Source organism: Arthrobacter sp. AD-310 (assembly GCF_054656615.1).
Window position 1 is genome coordinate 112,657 of sequence record NZ_BAAHNO010000010.1, and the last position, 18,930, is coordinate 131,586.

Consider the following 18,930-nt stretch of genomic DNA (forward strand, 5'->3'; position numbering starts at 1 on the left):
GTACGTAAACCTGTTATCCCGAAGCCGCAAATCTATAGATCCTGACTGTTTCGTTATTAAAGACAAGTTCCACCCCCAAGTCACTCTTCAAGACTCTCTCAAGTCTCGGCAATAGATATGCCTCACGAGTCCCCTCACGAATAGCATGTCGCAACTGGTCGTCTGAAATGACTACATATGCATCTTCTTCGTTACGAAGCTTCTCGGTATAGTCGCGCAACGTCTTCATGGTTACGTTGCTTTCTGATTCTTCAAAGTACTTTGTGAGAACCGTAACCGTTCCCCATTTCAAATATCGGGGATAATTTGCGCCAATCAGCAAGGGGAAAAAGTATTTTGTCTTCAATACCAGGTCACCGGGACTTAGGTTTTCATCCAGCCACTGGCTCGCAGTTACATCCCCTTTTGCTACCCGGTAGTCTGCTTCAGGCTGATAGTGCACCGTCGTGAACATCATGGCCATTGCGATTAGAGCGGTACAGGCACCAGCTACAGCCCTCCGTGTTCGGATGGGACCGGACCAGAACAGCCAGGCCACGCCGACAGCAAGCCAGGGTAGCGAGAACAGGAAGATCCGGAAACGTGCCTCGCCTCCGTAGGATTGAACCAACAAGCCAAGAGCCGGAGAGAACGCCATCCAGGCCACGACGATCGTCGAACGTATATGACCTTGTAGCAGCCGCCTGAAAAATCCCGCAACAGCAAGGACTCCCACTAAAATCGTTAGGATCACTGCGAAGTTAGCCAAGGTGTGACCTGTCAGTTCCCAAGTACCCACCATCACTGAATGTGATGGCGGCGGGCGGTAACCTGTGTTGGCGAAGAGGTCGAACCCGCTGAATAGGCCGTACTTGCCTTTGATGTATGCGAGATTTGGGACAAAATACACCAAGGGAACCGCTAACAAAACCGGCCCCAGCCATCGCGGCTTAAAATATCCAGCAACAAATAGTGGAAAAAGACCAAGTATCGCCATATAGGGAGTCAGTTGATGACTAACTACGATGGCGGCCTGGAGCACCAAGCAGGCCACGATTAGTGGCGCTTGTACGGGGTAATTGTCCCGATCCCACTTCTCATCGAGATCGTACGGTTTTTGTGATCGGTACAGCTTTCCCTTCCGCCAGTCGCGAATCCAATTCTCAACCTTTTGCGCACGCTGGTTCGGGATGCCCCGGAGAAAGGACAAGACCAACAGACACATGGAAAGGTGCAGGGTATACCCCAAAGACTGCGGCGCGTAGTAATTCTGGTTCACCCAGTTACAAAGCGTGAATACCAGCGTTGCCGTCCAGTAGACGCGTGGGCGGTTAGAGAGAGTCCTCGCTATAGCAAGCACAAGCACTGCGTCTACGAGTGCGAACCCTGTTTCGGCCCACGCTGCATAATCGAGCGCGTTTCGATAACCCATGGCTTCGCCAAGGAAAGCGCTGACAGAAAAGAACCCGGGCCAGCGGTTATAAATGTCAATGGACGGATCGACCTGACCTGTGCCCGTGATGAGGTTAGTTACAGCAATGTGCTTGTAGGTCCACGGAAAACGGGGCGCACTCGCGAGCAGCGCAGGGGTTGCATAGAGGATGACCGTGAGCAAACCCAGGGCCGAACTCATAAGTGCAGGTGGAAAAGGATTGCGGGCGACGATTAACCAAACACTTACAGCAACAGATATCGCAAGGGCCAGGTACCAGACGATCGGCAATTGCGGCAACAGCCCGAAGTCGTCAAGCGGTCCTGGCCGGACCGTGTTGACACCTATAATCCAAAGTGAAGCCGCAAGCACCAGGATTGCCCAAGCAAAAAGCTGTGGTCGCTTAGACGAGCCATTCCGGTCCGGTCTACGGCGCCGCTCCCCAGGCCGGGGTAAACTTTCCGCCATCATCGATGTGCCGCGAAATGCTCCGGGTGCGAGCATAAGCGCGGTTGAAGACGCCAGTAAGACCACCACGGCCGTAGGCCGCGCAAACCAAAGACCACTCCGCGACATAAGTACGGCCAGCACAACATAGAGCGAGCAACTAGCGGCCGCGGTCCAGGCCAGCCTAGCTGCGGGATCGAGACTATGAAGCCGGCGTGTTATCATCCATCCGGGTACCAAGAGACTGACTGCGAGCTTGAAAGCCGCCAGTGGGGCGTCCGTAACATCGAACATGATCAAAGCGGACGCCATCACTCCGCAAGCGGCCATGCATGCGTTCACATAGCCTACGCGATTGATCCATGCCCGATAATGCTGTGATGGTTGCACTTTGTCATTGGTAAGTAATGCCATTCGACTTACCTCTTCGCTTGCGGTTCGAACAAGTTGCCTGTCTTTGCGTGAAAAATGTCCTTCGTCATGGATCTGCCTTTGCTGAAATCCTGCGTTCAAGGAGGTAGTTGAAGGGGCCCATACCAATAGACAGTAATTCCAGTTTCATGATGCCTGTCAGTGCCGGGTCCACGGGGTTCTGCCGTTGTCTCGAAACTTGAATATTCCGTAAGGCAGCCCAAAAAACACCTGGAGTTCTGGTCATCGCAACACGTGCTGTTTCTGGATCTAGAAATATCTTTGTTAGCCATGCGCCAAGGCCACTCCCGTAACTGCGCGCCTGCTCTCGTAACTCCCAAAGCTCTTCCCGATGACGGTGCCATACAATCGCCGAAGGCTGAACAACCAAGGAGTACCCGGCAAGAATGATCCGTGTGAACATGTCGATATCTTCCCCGCCGCCGGTTCGGGTGCCAGCTCCCAAAGCCACGTCGAATCCTCCCAGGCAACTAGCCACCCTCCTATTCACTGCGAAGTTTGCCCCCGTACCAAAGGCACTTGGACAAAAAGGAAATTTCGGCAGGTTTTCCGGGGGATGTGCCATCGAGTAGATCGCTGGCTTGACGACTTTGGACCAACTGACTCGTTTGTCGAAATAATGCTGAGCAGGAGATCGAATTTCGCCCGCGGGTACCAGGCCCGTGACGCAAGCGGCGTCCTGCGCCCGCTCAAACCCGGCGGCAATCTCCCGAAGCCACGCACGGTCAACTATGACGTCGTCGTCAGTGAACGCCACTATGTCTCCCCGCGCTCTTCTCAGCCCCGCATTCCGCGCCTGTGACAACCCCGGAACAGGTTCCTCCACAAGAGTGATCGGTGCACGTCCAAATTCCTGGAGAACCATGTCCCGCGTCTCCGTGTTGTTTGGCGCGTTGTCCACCACAAGAACATCAAAGTCGGGGTAATCAAGGTCAGCAATGGCAGATAAAGCGAGGCGCAACTGGGCTGTGCGGTTCCGAGTGCAAACGACCACCGTAACGGTCCTGGCGGGTATGTTTGGCGTGGCTTGGGCGGCCGCCGGCAGTCTGCTTATTGCTTCTTCCAGGATTAGTCGTTCAATATAGCCTTGGGGTGCTCTAACATCCACGAAACCCCGGACTGCTGCACCCTGCCTAACCAGCAACCTGGCTCGCAGGTAACCCGAACTGTCCTGCAACTGAAATCGCTTATAGCTCCCGAGTTTCTCGATGTCGATGACGCCTATCCAGATCGCTTGCGACCATCCAGGAGGGCTGGCGTTCTTCATGACCGGCTCCAGGATCAAGGCCTCCCCCTCACCTGATGCCATAGATACCGATGCAAGGCGTTCCGTCACTGGACTTTCCTCCATGGCAGAGCCGGCTGCAGTAAAGCCTTAGCAGTATTTGAGTCTGGAGCAATAAGCCGTCGGCCGCGGAAATACCCGGCCGTGGTACAAGCCAGGACGGCCACTACAGCGCCCGCCCTGCCGAGGCCGGCAGGATTGCCTTCACGGCCGAAGTCATACAACCCGGTAAAGACAGCGCGAGGCAGAACACTTCGCACGTACCTTCGTTCCGGTCCCAGCGCTCTTTTATGCCCGACGATCTGACTGACCTGAGCTTTGGAAAGACCCTCGGACCAGGATCGGGACAGCATGTAGCGGAGCGTTGCCCTGTTGGCCGGTACGTGGTGCCGTACTAGTGCCGCGGGTTCGTAGACGATGCGGGATCCGGGCGAGCCCATCCGGGAACGGATGCAAATCTCGGTTTCCTCACAGCCCAGCGGGACACTCCCCTGGCGGCCAAGGGAGTGATTGAACCCCCCCACCTGGCGCAGGACCTCCAGCCGGAACGACATGTTCGCACCTATGACGTTCCTGACTTCTGAGGCCACCCTGGGCATTCCCCTATGGCTGCAGCCCACGATCCAGTCGAGCTCTTCCCCGAAATAGCTCGGCCGGCCCGTTTCCCAGACGGGCTCGACCCGTCCGCCAACGGCAAGGACGTCGGGATCGTCGTACAGCGCCACCAGGTGCTGAAGCCAGTCCGGCGCGGCTTCGGCGTCATCGTCGAGGAAGGCGACGATGTCCGTGTCAGCGAGGCTCACGCCGGTGTTGCGCGCTCCGGAGAGACCCTTTGGTCCCCTGTTTTCGACGACTGTGACGTCGTCGACCACTTCGATGAGCCGCTCGTACAGTTCCACGTTGTGGTCGATCACCACCACGGTCTCCTGCGGACTTACTGTCTGCGCCCGCACGGATTCGATGACGTCCAGCAGATTTGCCCAGCGGTCCGTGGTGTAGGCGCAAATCACCACAGTGACGCTGGCACTTGAAAAGTGCTTCATGTCAGGCCGCTTCCCGCACGGACAGGAGGCTTTGCGGGTCCACCGGGATGCGGGGGAACCGGACGTTCGCGTAGGTGTACTTGACCCGGCGCAGGGCTTCCGGACGGGCACCCGCGGTGGGGGCCTCCCACAGCGCGCATTCCCGGGCCATCGTGCGGAGCACCCGCCAGCCGTCGCGGAAGGTCTGCAGGTTGGAGGCACCCGAAATCCGGTCGAGTTCGATGCTGGGTACTTCCGCGATCCGGAGGCCGGCGCGCGCCGCCCGGACGATCAGCTCGGTTTCAATTTCGAAACCGTCGGACTCCAGCTCCAGCACTTCCAGGCACTCGCGCCTGAAAGCGATATATCCGTAGCAAAGGTCCGAATAGTTGCTGCGGAGGATCGTGTTTGCCAGGCCCGTCAGGGCACGGTTTCCCGTACGGCGCAGCCACGTGAGGTCCTCGGACCCGCCCCCGGTGACATAGCGGGATCCCTTGACGAAGTCATAGTCGTGCTGGAGGGGGGAGACAAACCACCCGATTTCCTGGGGGTCCATGCTCCCGTCCGCGTCCAGCATGACGATGATGTCGCCGGAAGCCGCGGCGAAGCCTGCGCGCAGGGCCACACCCTTGCCCTTGCGTTTTTCCTCCACAATGACAACGTCTTCACGGAGCGCCCTGGCTACTCCGACCGTATTATCCTGGGAGCGGCCATCGACGATGATGACCTCGTCCACGTAGGAGGGCATCCGGCGCATTACCCACGGAAGGTTCTTTTCCTCGTTGAGGGTTGGAATGACTACGCTGACCGATGCCTGGGCCATAGCTACCGCCGGCTCGGAAAACATGCTCGATAACTGGGTCGAGATAGACAAAGACTTCACCACTTCTTGACTTCGACGGAGTTTGGGACGGTGGCGCGCCCACTTGTGGTGGTTGCGCCGGTCGCACTATCCGGTCAAGGTCTGGTCTTTGGCCCCCAGCAACACACAGCCAACGACTTGCCCGTGGGGAAGAGCCTACTTACGGGCGCGCCTGGTATCACGAGTAGCAAGTACTCGCTTTTCACAGGCATTTTTACGGATATTCCGTAGGTAGCGGGGTTTATGCATGTCCAAACCATTAGGTATAGGGGGTGGCACTCAAGAAAAGATCAATAGGTAGGGGGTTTCGTTGCCCGTATGTACCAATGGGTTTAACCTCACTGCACAGGTATGCCGTCACTTCTGGGGAGGCGGCTACACGACCCCTTCCAAACCTGCGCCCAGGAGTCAAGGCAATGCCTTTCACCCTCTACTTGAGTCGAAGCAAGACCGCCTTGGTCATGTCGCTGATCATTGCATCCAGCCTTCTGATTGGTGTGGGCAAAGCTGAAGCGGCCGATCAGTACGGCACACCCAGCATCGCCTACTCCGGAGTCGCTAACCCACCTACCTCAGACAAACCGCAAAGCAAGCTGTGGTGGAACGATGGATCCTGGTGGGCTGACATGTGGAAGACCGGAACCGGCTGGAGCATCTTCCGTCTGGACCGCAGTGCCCAATCCTGGGTAGACACAGGAGTCACGAACGACATCCGCGGCAGCACCCTTGCTGACACCCTTTGGGACGGAACCCATCTCTATATCGCTTCGCATGTCGTCACGATTACGGGGGACGGGACCCCAAAACCCTCCATCACCGAGCAGCCGGCCTATCTCTACAGGTATAGCTATTCGGAGGGGAGCTACACGCTTGACGCCGGCTTTCCAACTGTTATCACCGATAACTCCAGCGAGTCCATGACTATTGACATCGATTCCAGAGGGGGTCTGTGGGCCACGTGGACGCAAGTAGGTGGAAACACCGCCACCGGGTTCACCAACAGCGTCTACATCAATTACGCAGCCGACTCCGGAGCCAACTGGCTTACCCCTTTCCTACTTCCCGTGGCGAATCCCAATCCCGCGCCTGACGATATCTCAGCTGTAGTTGCTTTCAGCAAGAGCCAAATCGGCGTGATGTGGAGCGACCACAGAGCGGACACGGTTTGGTGGGCTACGCATAAGGACGGGGAGGCGGCGACAGAGGGCTGGAAGGTGCAGCCCGCCCTGAGGGGCAAGGGCCAGTCAGACGATCACTTGAATCTCAAGACGCTTCAAGCTGACTCCTCAGGGAGGGTTTTCGCGGCCGTGAAGACGAGTCTGAATGATAGTTCCACTGATCCAAGCCTGCCCCAACTTCTCCTTCTGGTATTCCGGCCAGGCACGGCAGCATTCAGTCAGTCAACTATCTCCGTAACGGGGGATTGTGTTTCCCGACCCCAGATAGTGCTGGACACCGCTAACAATTTGGTCCGCGCATTTCAGACCGCGCCGCCCAACTCCGTCAGCGGATGCGCCTATTCGGGGGTTGCAGGCAGCATCTATGAAAAGACAGCCCCACTGGATAACCCAGTGTTCGGGCCCGGTCGGGGGACGCCCATAATGCAAAGTCCCTCTTCGTCCAACATCAATGACGTGACTACAACGAAGCAAAGCGTGGATGCCTCCACCGGGCTCGTGGTTTTAGCCAGCGACAACGTGGCGAAACGTTACTGGTTTTCTGATAGACCGTTGGGATCCGTTCCCCAACCACCAGCCGCGTCCTTTACTGCCACCCCCAGCACAGGCACAGTTCCTTTGACTATCACCTTTACGGACACGTCATTGGGTGGGCCGACTTCATGGACCTGGAACTTCGGGGATGAAAGCACTTCAACCGACCAAAACCCGGTCCACACCTATCTAGCAGCGGGAACGTACACGGTACGACTCACGGCGACAAACAATGCCGGCTCTACATCAACGATTTCTACGGTGGACGTGGTACAGCCAGCTCCTCCTGCCAGCCGCATCACAGTCGTAGGTTCGACCTCGACAACTGCAGGGACTGCGGCGAGGACCGTTACGCTTCAAACGCCAGCCGGTACAACGGCAGGCGATGTGCTTATTGCTTCTCTCACCGGCGACTTCAACCCTTCCCTGACCAGTGTTCCGGAGGGTTGGACCCCCATCATGAACCCGTTGTCGATCAACAGCTCGGCGACAACCGGCGCCAGGAGTTTTGTCTATTTGCACGTGGCCGGGCCAGCTGAACCCCTCATGACTACATGGACATTCGACAAATCGGTGAAATTGGGCGCGGGTGTAACTACCTACCGAGGAGTAAACACCGCAACTCCACTAGATAGTCCTACCGTGACCGCCGTTGATGTCACCTACACTGCCAAGAGCATCACAGCGGCCAGCATTACCACCGCGAGCGACGGAGCAATGCTGATAGGGGGAGCGGCCTGCGACTGCGGTGCTCAGGCGTTTACTCCGCCTGACGGTTGGACAGAACGCTTCGAAGCTGAGGGCCAAATTGCAGAGCAAGCTGACAAGACACAGACCACGCCAGGACCAAGTGGCACCGCCACATGGTCAATGTCCGGCGCTCGCGCTGCCGCGGTGTGGCGGACCGCCCTGAAGCCCATCAGCTAGGCGGACTCGTCTCACAGGGCAGTCCGGTAGAACAGCTCCGTCACCGCAGCCAGCCGCCACGGGTCCTCCACGCCGCACAATTCCCGGGCCGAGTGCATGGACAGCAGGGGCACACCAACGTCCAGGGTCCTGATACCCAGGCGGGTGGCCGTGAGGGGCCCGATCGTGGAGCCGCACGGGATCGCGTTGTTCGAGACAAATTCCTGGTAGGGCACGCCTGCCTCGCCGCACAGCCGGGCCCACGCCGCAGCCCCGTGGGCGTCCGTGGCGTACCGCTGGTTCGCGTTGATCTTCAGCAGCGGCCCGCCGTTGAGCACCGGATGGTTGGCGGGATCGTGCCGCTCGGCATAGTTGGGGTGGACCGCGTGGCCGGCGTCTGCAGAAATACAGAACGACGCCGCCACCGCCTGCCGCCGCTGGCCCGCCGAGGCGCCAAGGCCGTCGGAGACGCGGACCAGGACGTCTTCGAGGATGGGTCCGCAGGCACCTGAGCGCGAGTTGGAGCCGATCTCCTCATGGTCGAACGCTGCGAGCACGGCGATGGGCGACCCGGCAGGTGCACTGGAAGCGTGGGCAATCAACGCAACCAGGCCGGCATGGGTGGACGAAAGGTTGTCCAGCCGCCCGGATGCGAAGAACTCGCCCGACCCGCCGAAAACCGCGGGTGGCTGCGTATCCGCGATGACGACGTCGTACCCGCCGATCTGTGCGGGATCCACCGAAGCGTCCGGGACCGCGCCGGCCAGCACCTTCAGCACGTCGAAGTCCGCCGGGTTCCCCAGCCCCCAGACCGGGTTCATGTGCCGCTGTTTGTCCAGCGTGAGCCCGTCATTGACCGCGCGGTCCAGGTGGATGGCCAGCTGCGGGAACCGGAGCAGCGGTCCGGTCGCGGCCAGGTGCTCAGTCCCGTCCAGCATCACCAGGCGGCCGGCCAGCTGCAGCTCCCGGTCCAGCCAGGAATTGAGCAGCGGACCCCCGTAGATTTCCACCCCGGCCTGCAGCCACCCGTGAGCGCCGGTGGTCGGTTTCGGCTTGAGCTTGAAGGACGGCGAATCGGTGTGGGCGCCCAGGATGTTGAAACCCGTCGTCGGCCCGGCCCCCTCCGGCACCACCCAGGCAATCAGCGCGCCGTCACGGATGATGAAGAACCTTCCCGCGCCGGCATCCCACGGCTCCAGCTCGTCCAGCCGGACAAAGCCCGCGTCCCCCAGCCGCCGTCCCGCCTGGTGGACCGCGTGGAAGCTCGACGGCGATGCGCTGACGTAGGTGCCGAGGTCCTGGATATGGGCGGTGGCGGGGGAAGTTATAGGCATGTTCCCGAGTCTAAAGGGTGACGTTCAGCGCCGCTGTGTACCCCGGCGCCGGGAGTCAGTAGTCCGGGTTGCTCGGAACCACCAGTCCGGTTTCGTAGGCGTACACCACTGCCTGGACCCGGTCCCGGAGGTGCAGCTTGGTGAGGATCCGGCGGACGTGCGTCTTCACCGTGGCTTCGGACAGGAAGTACCGGTGGGCAATCTCGGCGTTGGACAGGCCTTCCGCCATCGCTTCCAGCATCTCGGTCTCCCGGGGCGTGAGGTCGGCCAGCAGGGGATCGGGCGCGGGAGCGGACGGGACGGGGCGGGCGGCCCCGCGGACGTAGGTTTCAAGCAGCCGCTGCGTCACCCGGGGGGCCACCACCGCATCCCCGCTGGCCACCACCCGGACGGCGTGGATGAGGTCAGACGGGGCCGCGTCTTTCAACAGGAACGCGGAGGCTCCTGCCTGCAGCCCGGCAAAGGCATACTCGTCCACGTCGAAGGTGGTGAGGATGATGATGCGTGCCCGGGAGCCGGAGGTGGTGATGGCCCGGGTTGCCTCGATGCCGTCCAGGACCGGCATGCGCACATCCATCAGGACCACGTCGGGGTCCAGGTCCTGCACCAGCCGGATAGCTTCGGCGCCGTCGGATGCCTCGCCGACGATCCGCAGGTCCGCTTCGCCTTCGAGGATCAGGCGGAATCCCATCCGAAGGAGGGGCTGGTCATCCACGAGCAGGACGGTGGTGGGTTTGGGGTCTGTCATGCCTTGCCTTGCAGTTCGTAGGGATGGGGAGACGGTAGAGGGGCGCCGTCTTCCGGCCAGGTGAGCACAGCGTGGACCCGCCAGCCGCGTGCGGTCCGGCCCGCCTCGACCGTGCCCGCATAAATGCGCGCGCGTTCGGCCATGCCCGCCAGCCCCTGGCCAGTGCCGTAGGAGGCGCCGGCCTGGACACCACCGCCCTCAGCCGCCGGGTGTCCAGGAACTCCCGCTCCGTCGTCGTGCACTTCGATGGTGACGGTGGAGCCTGACCGGACGATGCTCACGTCCACGCGCGAGAGGGACCGGCCGTAGCGCAGGACGTTGGTGAGGGATTCCTGCACGATCCGGTACACGGTGAGCTGGAACGCCGGATCATCCGGCAGTGCTGGACCGCTGTGTGCATAGTGCAGCGGCAGGCCGGCTGTCCGGAACCCCTCCAGCAGCTTGGCCAGGCTGTCCCCGGCGGCGAGCGGCTGCCGCGGCGCGGCGGTTCCGGCGTCATCGCGCAGGACGCCGAGCACGCGCCGCATGTCGGCGAGGGCGGTCCGTCCGGTCCTGGACAGTTCGCCCAGCACCTCAGCGGCGCGCTCCGGGCTTTTCCGGACCACGACGGCGGCGCCGTCCGAAAGGCTGACCATCACCGTGAGCGAGTGGGCAACGACGTCGTGCATCTCCCGCGCGATCCTGTTGCGTTCGTTCACTGACGCCAGCTGCGCGGTCCTGGCGGCCCACGCGGCGACTTCCTGTTCGTGTTCGCGGCGCTGCTTCACGCCGATGCCGATGCCCGTGGCGATGACATTGGACAGGACGATGGTGGCGCCGGTGGCGATGCTGGTCAGCAGGTGGAAGTCGCCGGGGTTGACGCCGGGGTCCTGCACGAAGGAGTTTTCCATCGGCCCGACGGCGGCCAGCAGGTAGAGCAGGGCCAGCGGCGCCGTAGCCGCGGCCATGGTGGCCAGCGCGAACCGGCGCGTGTGGACCACCGCGACGGCATACAGCGAAAACCACAGCCCGGCTGACGCGTTGGAACCCCACGGGTGCAACAGCGTGACAGCAACTTCCACCACCGCGACGAAGGCCACCAGCGGCACGGGGTACGAGCGGCGGACGAACATCCCGGCCGCCACGGCCGCGAGCAGCGCGGTGACGAACCACTTTCCGGAGACGACGGCGTCAACCGCCGTGGGCGCCACCAGCAGGCCGTAGCTCAACCCCACAACGGCATCCATAAGGCGCGGGTGCCGGTGCAGGAACCGCCGGACGACGCCCCGGCGCTTCGCTGCCAGCTCGGCGAAGGACGCGTCAGCCTGTCCGGCCGGCGCGTCCTTGGGATATGCCGCTTGGTTCATATATTCGATGCGCCCGTCACTCCGCCTTAGATGTCCCGCTGCTTCAGCACAACCATCGCGGCGGTTACCGGAATGACAACCCACGCCCCCAGCCAGACCGAGGCCTGCCAGACTTCCAGTGCACCCTCGGCCGGGTTGGCGGTAGTGATCCGCTCGAACAGGTTGTCCGGCAGGTATTTGCGCGCTTCCTCGAAGAATTCACCCGGGATGAGCTGGAAGGCGATGGGGACCACGAAGAAGAGACCCACCAGGGACATGATTCCACCCGCCGAATTGCGCAGGAGCGTCCCCAGCGACATGCCAATCGCTGCCACCGCCGCAACGTAGAGTCCGCTGACCAGCAGGAGCCGGCGGGAATGGTCGGTGCCCAGGTCGATGTCAAAACCGTAGTTGTCCAGGATTGGCGACGCCGCCACGTAGGCCAGGAAGGAAGACACCACGGTAACCATGAAGGCGCAGACCGTCACCACCAGCAGCTTGGCAACAAAGGCGGGCGTCCGTTTTGGAACCGCGGAGAAGGTCGACCTCGCCATTCCGGTGGTGAATTCCGAGCTCATCAGCAGAACCGCCAGTGACCCCATGATCAGCTGCGCGAAGGCGATGCCCGACGTCGGAATGCCGGAGGTCAGGTCTGCGCCCTGGGCAGCGAAGGCGGCGGCCGCCTGGGGATCTGTCTTCGAAGCTTCGGAGAACTGGCCGATTCCCCAGGCGTTGAGGGCCGCGAAGCCCACCATCACCAGGACGGTCGATCCCACCAGGACCAGGGTTGAAAGCAGGGTCCTGAATTTGATGAATTCGGAGTGGAGGACGCGGGGGAAGCTGGGGCCGGGGCCCACAGTGGTGTCCGGGCGGGATTGAACTGCTGCCGTGCTCATTGCTTTCCTCCGGTCCGGGCCGGGGCCGCAGCCCCGGTGGTGATGAGCGAGTGGTACTCCACCTCGTCCTTGGTCAGTTCCATGTAGGCCTCCTCCAGGCTTGCCTGCAGGGGTGTCAGTTCGTACACCATGATGTGGTTGTCCAGTGCTGTCCGGGCGATGTCCCGTGATCCGAGCCCGGTGACCTCGAGAAGTTCATGGTCCTGGACCTCAACAGACACGCCGTCATCCGCCAGCAGGTGCATCAGCTGCTGCGGCTGGTCCGTGCGCACCCGGGTCCGCGCCTGGCCCTTGCCGGTGATGATCTCGTTGATCGGGGCGTCGGCGATGATCCGGCCCCGTCCGATGACGATCAGGTGGTCGGCCGTGAGTGCCATTTCGCTCATGAGGTGGCTGGACAGGAACACGGTCCTGCCCTCGGAGGCGAGGTATTTCACCAGGTTACGGACCCAGACGACGCCCTCAGGGTCGAGCCCGTTGACCGGTTCATCCAGGATTATGGTCTGCGGGTCGCCCAGCAGTGCGGCTGCGATGCCCAGTCGCTGGCCCATGCCGAGCGAGAACCCCTTGACCTTCTTGTTCGCCACCTCCCCGAGGCCGGTCATGTCGATGACTTCCCGCACCCGCTTTTTGGCAATGCTGTGGGTCGCCGCCATAGCCAGGAGGTGGTTGTAGGCGGTCCGGCCGGTGTGGACTGCCTTGGCGTCGAGGAGCGAACCGATTTCCCGCAGTGGCGCGGCGTGCCGGGCAAACGGCACGCCGTTGACGGTTACCGAGCCCGACGTGGGGCGGTCCAGGCCCATGATCATGCGCATGGTGGTTGATTTGCCGGCCCCGTTCGGCCCCAGGAAGCCGGTGACGCGGCCCGGCCTGACAGTGAAACTGACCCTGGCCACGGCGGTCTTCCCGCCATAGACCTTGGTCAGGTCGTGTGCCTCAATCATTGACGGTTCCTTCGGACGGCAGCGCAAGGCTGGAGTTGGGCTCAGCTGAGAGGTGTACCCCTTACGCTACCGACGCGGCTGCCGTATTTCGCCTGTCTCAGGGATGATTCAGGGCCGGATCAGGGTACTCCCCGTGGATGACCCGCGGGCTGTGATTGCGTTCGCTACGGCCGGGGTGAGTAGTAGGCAAGTGCCTGAGGGAGCACCCTGTATTCCACGCTGCGCACTCCGGCCAGGGCCTCGCCGTCGACGGCCAGGGCCATGGGTGCCCCGCCCGCGTCGATGCGTACCTTGGTGGCCTCGCGCAGATGGGTGATCCGGGAGGTTGCGACCGTGCCGGTCAGCACGGACCACAGCATCCGCAGCCGGGCAAAGGATTCGTCCGCAGTGAAGAGCCGGACGTCGAGGAGCCCGTCGTCCATGAGGGGACGGAACAACGGTGCGTGGTCACGGGGGTAGTACCGGCCGCGCCCCACGTAGGCGATCCACACCTTCCGGCGGACACCGTCGACGGTGAGGGTAACCGGGCTGCCGGCGGCGAAGGTCCGCAGCATGGCCACCACGCCGGCGAGGGGTTTGCCCAGTGCCGGCTGCAGGTGTTCCCGGCGCCGCACCATGTCAGGGTAGAGCCCCACACTTGACGTGTTCAGCATGATCAGCTCCGCCACTTCGGGGTTGCCGGCGAGCCCCCGTTCCACCCTGACAAGCCCGATGTCGGCCAGTGCCGCCTCGCCCCTTGAGGCAGCGGCCACCGCTTCCTTGAGGCTTCCGGTTCCGGCGTCCCTGGCGAAGTGGTTCAGTGTTCCGCCGGGCAGGACCAGGAGGGGGATGGAACGTTCGACGGCGGCGGCGGCCGCTGCGCCTACGGTCCCGTCACCACCCCACACACCAAGGGCGGAGGTGCCGGGATGGTCGGCAGCAGCCCTGATTTCCGCGGCCAGGTCGTCGTCGGGCTGGACGGTGTTGATGTACGCCTTTGGAAATACTTCCTGGAGTGCGCCGGCTGTTTCCTTGGTGAACGACCCTCCAAGGGTGTTCACCACGATGCTGAGTCCTTCACCCTCCGGCAGTTCCGGGGCGTCCGTCCACGTTCTTGCTGTTTGCGGGAAAGGCGGGCGGACAGGCCACCACTTCCTGGTGATGAGTGCGGCGCCGGCTCCCAGGGCGGAGCCGAAGAGCACGTCTGACGGCCAGTGTGCCCCTGTGTGGACACGTGAATACGCGACCCCGAGGGCGGCTGGAGCCAGGGCTGCGCCGAGTGCCGGCCGGACCAGGCCGGCGCCAACCGCGAAAGCCACGGCTGAGGCGGAGTGGCCGGAGGGCATCGAGGAACTTGTGGGCTGCGGATGGACGAACCTGAACACGGGAAGGTGTTCGGGCAGGGGCCGCGCCCGGGGGAGCAGGGTTTTGAAGACTCCGTTGGTTACCGCCGAGGCGACGGCTTGGGCGATCAGGCCATGCAAGGCCGCCCGGCGGGTTTTGCCGGGAAAGGCGGCCATGACCACAGCGGCCGCCATCCAGAGTTTTCCGTGATTGGCCGAGGCCGACAGGCGCCGGAAGAAATCATCGTGGTTGCCGCCGGGCAGGTCCGATACATGCCGGACCAAGTATCTATCGACCCGGCCGATCCATCGATGGCTTCGCCGCCAGGAGCTGCGCATGCCCCCACCCTACCGCGGGAGCCGGGACCTCCTCGCACATCCTGCAGTCCCGGACCCAACCCTCTCGCAGGTCCTGCAGCCCCGGGCACAACCCGAGCGGGCTACTTCGACTCAATCTCCTGCTTGAGCGGCAGCGGCTTGGCCGCACCGGCCAGCAGCAGAGCCACCACGATGGGTGCCAGGATGGCCAGCAGCGCGATGTGGATGCCTGTCAGGTCGCCCAGGTACCCGAGCAGCGGCGGTCCGGCGAGAAACGATATATAACCGAGCGTTGATACAACAGAAACCCTGGCCGCAGCGTGCTTCGGATCGTCCGCTGCGGCGGACATGCCCATGGGGAAGGCCAGCGCGGCTCCCAGGCCCCAGAGGGCGGCGCCCACTGCGGCGAGCCAGATGTTCCCGGCGAGGACGAAGAGGCCCAGGCCGGCCGCGGCGGCCGCCATGCTGGCCCGGAGGACGGCGACGCGCCCATACTTGTCGATCACCCGGCCACCCAGGAACCGCATGGTGGTCATGGCCAGGACAAAGAGTGCGAACATCAGCGCGCCGGTGGACTCCGTGGTGCCGAGGCCGTCCACGGAGGCCTTGGCGATCCAGTCGTTACCGGCGCCTTCTGTCAGGGTTGCGCCGAGGACCACCACGCCAATGAGCAGGGTGCGGCTGTCACGCCACGCGGAGGGGCCTTTTGCAGGTTTCGCTTCACCTTCCGATGTTGTGGCGGAAATGTGCGGCAGGAAGTACCGGGGCGCGACCAGGGTCACCACCACCACGATGCCGGCAATGACCAGCAGGTGCAGGGGCAGCTCCACGCCAAGGTTGGACAGCCCGGCACCAATTAGGGCACCGATAAACGCGCCCCCGCTGAAGGCAGCGTGGAACTGAGGCATGATGGTGCGCCGGAGCCGGTGCTCGACGTCGGCCCCCTCGATGTTCTGGGACACGTCCCACAGACCGATGGCGATCCCGAAGAAGAACAGGGAGACCGCGGTGCCCGGGATCGATTGTCCGGAGAGGGACACGGCGATTCCCACGCCTGCCGCAGCTGCGAGCAGGCCGCCGAAGCGCACGGTATTGGCGGTACCTATCCTGCCGACGACCAGCCCAGCGGTGGGCAGGGCCAGCAGTGAACCGATGGCCGTGCATAACAGCAGCGTGCCCATCTGCCCGGAGGTGATCTGCAGTGTCTCCGTCACCGCGGGAATGCGGGCTGCCCAGCTCGCGAAGACCAGGCCGTTGATTCCGAAGACAACGAAGGTGGCCGCAGCGGCGGCTGTGAGTCCGGCCTGCCGCACCGTACCGGTGTTTGTGCTCATACGTTCACTACTTCCACTGAGTATTCATCGAGTTGGGCGCGCTCCCCGGTGCTGAACTTCTTGTCGGTCACCATCACATCAACCCGTTCCAGGCCGGCCACCAGGACCCTGGCGTTCGCTTGCCACTTGGCCGCGCCAGCCGCGAGGACCACCCGGGAGGCTGATTCAAGCCCCGCCCTCTTTATGGCGGCGTCCTCGAGGTCGTGGGCCAGCAGGCCGTCCCTGGTGCTGACGGCGCAGGGCGTGATTACTGCGGTGTCGAAGCGCAGCGACCTGATATTCGCCTCAGCCAGTGGCCCCCGGAAGCACAGTTCGCCTGGAACCAGGCTTCCTCCGGGCAGCAACAGCCCGGGCCTGAGCCCGGCGGAATTGTCCCCGCCTGCTGCGGCGGCGTTCAGGGACCGCAGGGACATGGGCATCAGCGTGAGCTCCCGGCCCGCCAGCGTGCGCGCCACTTCAGTTGCAGTACTCCCGCTGTCCAGCCACACGTGCTCCCGGTCCCGCAGGAGGTCCGCTACAGCGGCGGCAATCCGTTTTTTAACGTCCTGGTCCTCGAGCTCGCGCTGGCCGTATCCGGGGTTCCCGCCGCGTCCGATCAGGCTCCGCGCGCCTCCGTGCACGCGGCGGAGGACGCCGTTAGCGGCCAGCACCTCAAGGTCCCGCCTGATGGTTGCCCCTGACGCGTCACAGGCCGCGATCAGTTCTTCGACACTGACCTCGTCCCGTTCGCGCAGCAAAGCCGCTATGGCGCGGTGGCGCTCGTCAGTCTTCATGATCAAATGATAGCAAGTCATGATTATATGATCAGCCCGTGGTCATACCCTCTCCTCAACCGCGCTTACATAAGCCAAACGCTCCCGCGGTGTTTGCAGAGCGTTTGCGGGAGAAGGGCAGGATTTTCGGGAGGGGCGATTAGCGGACCCGTTCCACCCGTGCCTCGTCCCACACCGGCTCGGCTGACTCGTAAACCTTGCCGTCGGATCCGAACACGAGGAAGCGGTCGAAAGTGCGGGCGAACCAGCGGTCGTGGGTTACGGCCAGGACGGTCCCCTCGAAGTGGTCGATGGCCCGCTCCAATGCCTCCGCGGAGTGGAGGTCCAGGTTGTCCGTGGGTTCGTCGAGCAACAGCAGGGTTGCCCCGCTGAGCTGGAGCAGCAGGATCTGGAACCGTGCCTGCTGGCCGCCGGAGAGGGACTCGTACTTCTGCTCGGACTGTCCGGCGAGGCCGTAGCCGTCGAGCGCACCGGCCGCAGCTTCGCGGCCGAGACCGGAACGGTGCTCGTCACCGCGGTGCAGGATCTCCAGCAGCGTCTTGCCCAGCAGGTCTGGCCGGACATGGGTCTGGGCGAAGAACCCGGGCCGGATCCTCGCCCCGAGTTTCACGGTCCCCTCGTGCGGTACTTCGGCGATTTCAACATCCGACACCGGAAGGTGCTCGCGTTCCGGATCGGTACCGCCGGTAGCAAGGAGCCGCAGGAAGTGCGACTTGCCGGAGCCGTTGGAACCCAGCACGCCCACGCGGTCACCAAACCAGATCTCGGTGGAGAACGGCTTCATGAGCCCGGTCAGTTCCAGCCGCTCCGCCACGACGGCGCGCTTGGCCGTGCGTCCGCCCTTGAGCCTCATCTGGACGTTCTGCTCGATGGGGAGCGCCTCGGGCGGTCCCGCCTCAAGGAACTTGGCGAGGCGGGTCTGCGCCGCGTGGTACCGGTTGGCCATGTCGGAGCGGAACGCTGCCTTGTTCTTGTACATGTTGACGAGTTCCTTGAGCTTGATGTGCTCCTCGTCCCAGCGTTTGCGGAGCTCCTCGAAGCGGGCGTTCCGGTCGGCGCGCGCTTCGACGTAGGAGCCAAAGCCGCCGCCGTGGATCCATGCCGCCGCACCGTTGATGCCAGGCTCCAGCGTGACGATACGCCCGGCGGCGTTGTTCAGCAGTTCACGGTCGTGGCTGATGAAGAACACGGTCTTTTTCGACTCGTTGAGCTTCTCTTCCAGCCAGCGCTTGCCGGGCACGTCCAGGTAGTTGTCCGGCTCGTCCAGCAGCAGCAGATCGTCCGGGCCGGCGAACAGCGCCTCCAGGACCAGGCGCTTCTGCTCACCGCCGGAAAGGCTCGACGCCGGGCGGTGGTGAGCGCGGTCAAAGGGGAGTCCCAGCGCCGCCATGCAGACCTCGTCCCAGACGGTTTCGACGTCGTATCCGCCGGCGTCGCCCCAGTCCACGATCGCCTGGGCGTACCGCATCTGGGTGGGCTCGTCGTCGTGCTCCATCATGGCCAGCTCCGCCTCATCCACCTCGCGGGCGGCGGCAGCCAGCGCGGGCGGGGCAGCGGAGACCAGCAGGTCGCGGACAGTGGAGCCGTCCCGGACCTGGCCCACGAACTGGCGCATGATGCCCATATTGCCGGAGCGGCCGATCACGCCCTCGTCCGGTTCCAGGTCTCCCGCGATGATGCGGAACAGCGTGGTTTTGCCGGTTCCGTTGGGTCCGATGAGGGCGGTTTTGGTGCCATCCGGAACCTTGAAGGTCACTCCATTCAGCAGCTGCGTGCCGTCGGAGAGGAAGTAGTCGATGCCGGAGACGTCAATATGGGCCACGTACTCCATCTTCCCACGCCCAACTCCGGAGTTTTTG

Annotated in this window: 14 protein-coding genes; 1 reads left to right on the top strand and 13 read right to left on the bottom strand. The window is 62.9% G+C overall.

The window, feature by feature from the left end; genetic code table 11:
* Window positions 1-13: 13 nt before the first annotated feature.
* The 4 genes from ACYQ1Z_RS07150 to ACYQ1Z_RS07165 are packed head-to-tail and all read right to left on the bottom strand — an operon-like array spanning window position 14 to window position 5,444.
* Window positions 14-2,371 carry a hypothetical protein gene (locus tag ACYQ1Z_RS07150; RefSeq protein ID WP_459791797.1) on the bottom strand — a complete coding sequence of 786 codons (2,358 nt, stop codon included), beginning with the start codon at window positions 2,369-2,371 and terminating at the stop codon, window positions 14-16.
* The gene (locus tag ACYQ1Z_RS07155) at window positions 2,337-3,626 is read right to left on the bottom strand and encodes a glycosyltransferase family 2 protein (protein ID WP_459791798.1); all 1,290 of its coding nucleotides are present in this window, start codon (window positions 3,624-3,626) and stop codon (window positions 2,337-2,339) included. Before ACYQ1Z_RS07155 ends, ACYQ1Z_RS07150 begins: the two co-directional genes overlap by 35 nt.
* Window positions 3,623-4,618, bottom strand: a complete 996-nt coding sequence (locus tag ACYQ1Z_RS07160; protein WP_459791799.1) for a glycosyltransferase family 2 protein — start codon at window positions 4,616-4,618, stop codon at window positions 3,623-3,625. Before ACYQ1Z_RS07160 ends, ACYQ1Z_RS07155 begins: the two co-directional genes overlap by 4 nt.
* Before the next feature lies 1 nt (window position 4,619).
* Window positions 4,620-5,444: a glycosyltransferase family 2 protein gene (locus tag ACYQ1Z_RS07165; protein ID WP_459791800.1), complete on the bottom strand. Its 825-nt coding sequence runs from the start codon at window positions 5,442-5,444 to the stop codon at window positions 4,620-4,622.
* A gap of 431 nt (window positions 5,445-5,875) precedes the next feature.
* On the opposite strand from ACYQ1Z_RS07165, the gene ACYQ1Z_RS07170 reads away from it, so the two are divergent.
* Complete coding sequence (locus ACYQ1Z_RS07170) at window positions 5,876-8,098, top strand: PKD domain-containing protein (protein WP_459791801.1); 2,223 nt, start codon at window positions 5,876-5,878, stop codon at window positions 8,096-8,098.
* Window positions 8,099-8,109: 11 nt separating this feature from the next.
* Here ACYQ1Z_RS07170 and ACYQ1Z_RS07175 read toward each other — a convergent pair whose 3' ends face one another.
* The 9 genes from ACYQ1Z_RS07175 to ACYQ1Z_RS07215 all read right to left on the bottom strand — a co-directional run bounded on the left by ACYQ1Z_RS07175 (window position 8,110) and on the right by ACYQ1Z_RS07215 (window position 18,893).
* Window positions 8,110-9,411: a M18 family aminopeptidase gene (locus ACYQ1Z_RS07175; protein WP_459791802.1), complete on the bottom strand. Its 1,302-nt coding sequence runs from the start codon at window positions 9,409-9,411 to the stop codon at window positions 8,110-8,112.
* Window positions 9,412-9,466: 55 nt separating this feature from the next.
* On the bottom strand, window positions 9,467-10,159 hold the full coding sequence (locus ACYQ1Z_RS07180; protein WP_459791803.1) for a response regulator: 693 nt from the start codon (window positions 10,157-10,159) through the stop codon (window positions 9,467-9,469).
* Window positions 10,156-11,505, bottom strand: coding sequence for a sensor histidine kinase (locus tag ACYQ1Z_RS07185; RefSeq protein WP_459791804.1), 1,350 nt, complete (start codon window positions 11,503-11,505; stop codon window positions 10,156-10,158). The genes ACYQ1Z_RS07180 and ACYQ1Z_RS07185 overlap by 4 nt, the downstream gene beginning before the upstream one ends.
* 26 nt (window positions 11,506-11,531) lie before the next feature.
* A complete protein-coding gene (locus ACYQ1Z_RS07190; RefSeq protein ID WP_459791805.1) occupies window positions 11,532-12,380 on the bottom strand; it encodes an ABC transporter permease in 849 nt (282 codons plus the stop codon).
* Window positions 12,377-13,324, bottom strand: coding sequence for an ABC transporter ATP-binding protein (locus tag ACYQ1Z_RS07195; RefSeq protein ID WP_459791806.1), 948 nt, complete (start codon window positions 13,322-13,324; stop codon window positions 12,377-12,379). The genes ACYQ1Z_RS07190 and ACYQ1Z_RS07195 overlap by 4 nt, the downstream gene beginning before the upstream one ends.
* A 164-nt stretch (window positions 13,325-13,488) precedes the next feature.
* A complete protein-coding gene (locus ACYQ1Z_RS07200; protein ID WP_459791807.1) occupies window positions 13,489-14,985 on the bottom strand; it encodes a bifunctional phosphatase PAP2/diacylglycerol kinase family protein in 1,497 nt (498 codons plus the stop codon).
* A gap of 101 nt (window positions 14,986-15,086) precedes the next feature.
* Window positions 15,087-16,298, bottom strand: coding sequence for an MFS transporter (locus ACYQ1Z_RS07205; protein ID WP_459791808.1), 1,212 nt, complete (start codon window positions 16,296-16,298; stop codon window positions 15,087-15,089).
* On the bottom strand, window positions 16,295-17,071 hold the full coding sequence (locus tag ACYQ1Z_RS07210; RefSeq protein ID WP_459791809.1) for a DeoR/GlpR family DNA-binding transcription regulator: 777 nt from the start codon (window positions 17,069-17,071) through the stop codon (window positions 16,295-16,297). Before ACYQ1Z_RS07210 ends, ACYQ1Z_RS07205 begins: the two co-directional genes overlap by 4 nt.
* Window positions 17,072-17,210: 139 nt before the next feature.
* On the bottom strand, window positions 17,211-18,893 hold the full coding sequence (locus ACYQ1Z_RS07215; RefSeq protein ID WP_459791810.1) for an ABC-F family ATP-binding cassette domain-containing protein: 1,683 nt from the start codon (window positions 18,891-18,893) through the stop codon (window positions 17,211-17,213).
* Between the last annotated feature and the right edge of the window lie 37 nt (window positions 18,894-18,930).

Bases quoted from the DNA above. Each gene is read 5' to 3' on its own strand.
- ACYQ1Z_RS07160 (WP_459791799.1), bottom strand. From the start codon at position 4,618: ATGAAGCACTTTTCAAGTGCCAGCGTCACTGTGGTGATTTGCGCCTAC.
- ACYQ1Z_RS07165 (WP_459791800.1), bottom strand. From the start codon at position 5,444: ATGTTTTCCGAGCCGGCGGTAGCTATGGCCCAGGCATCGGTCAGCGTA.
- ACYQ1Z_RS07170 (WP_459791801.1), top strand. From the start codon at position 5,876: ATGCCTTTCACCCTCTACTTGAGTCGAAGCAAGACCGCCTTGGTCATG.
- ACYQ1Z_RS07175 (WP_459791802.1), bottom strand. From the start codon at position 9,411: ATGCCTATAACTTCCCCCGCCACCGCCCATATCCAGGACCTCGGCACC.
- ACYQ1Z_RS07180 (WP_459791803.1), bottom strand. From the start codon at position 10,159: ATGACAGACCCCAAACCCACCACCGTCCTGCTCGTGGATGACCAGCCC.
- ACYQ1Z_RS07185 (WP_459791804.1), bottom strand. From the start codon at position 11,505: ATGAACCAAGCGGCATATCCCAAGGACGCGCCGGCCGGACAGGCTGAC.
- ACYQ1Z_RS07190 (WP_459791805.1), bottom strand. From the start codon at position 12,380: ATGAGCACGGCAGCAGTTCAATCCCGCCCGGACACCACTGTGGGCCCC.
- ACYQ1Z_RS07195 (WP_459791806.1), bottom strand. From the start codon at position 13,324: ATGATTGAGGCACACGACCTGACCAAGGTCTATGGCGGGAAGACCGCC.
- ACYQ1Z_RS07200 (WP_459791807.1), bottom strand. From the start codon at position 14,985: ATGCGCAGCTCCTGGCGGCGAAGCCATCGATGGATCGGCCGGGTCGAT.
- ACYQ1Z_RS07205 (WP_459791808.1), bottom strand. From the start codon at position 16,298: ATGAGCACAAACACCGGTACGGTGCGGCAGGCCGGACTCACAGCCGCC.
- ACYQ1Z_RS07210 (WP_459791809.1), bottom strand. From the start codon at position 17,071: ATGAAGACTGACGAGCGCCACCGCGCCATAGCGGCTTTGCTGCGCGAA.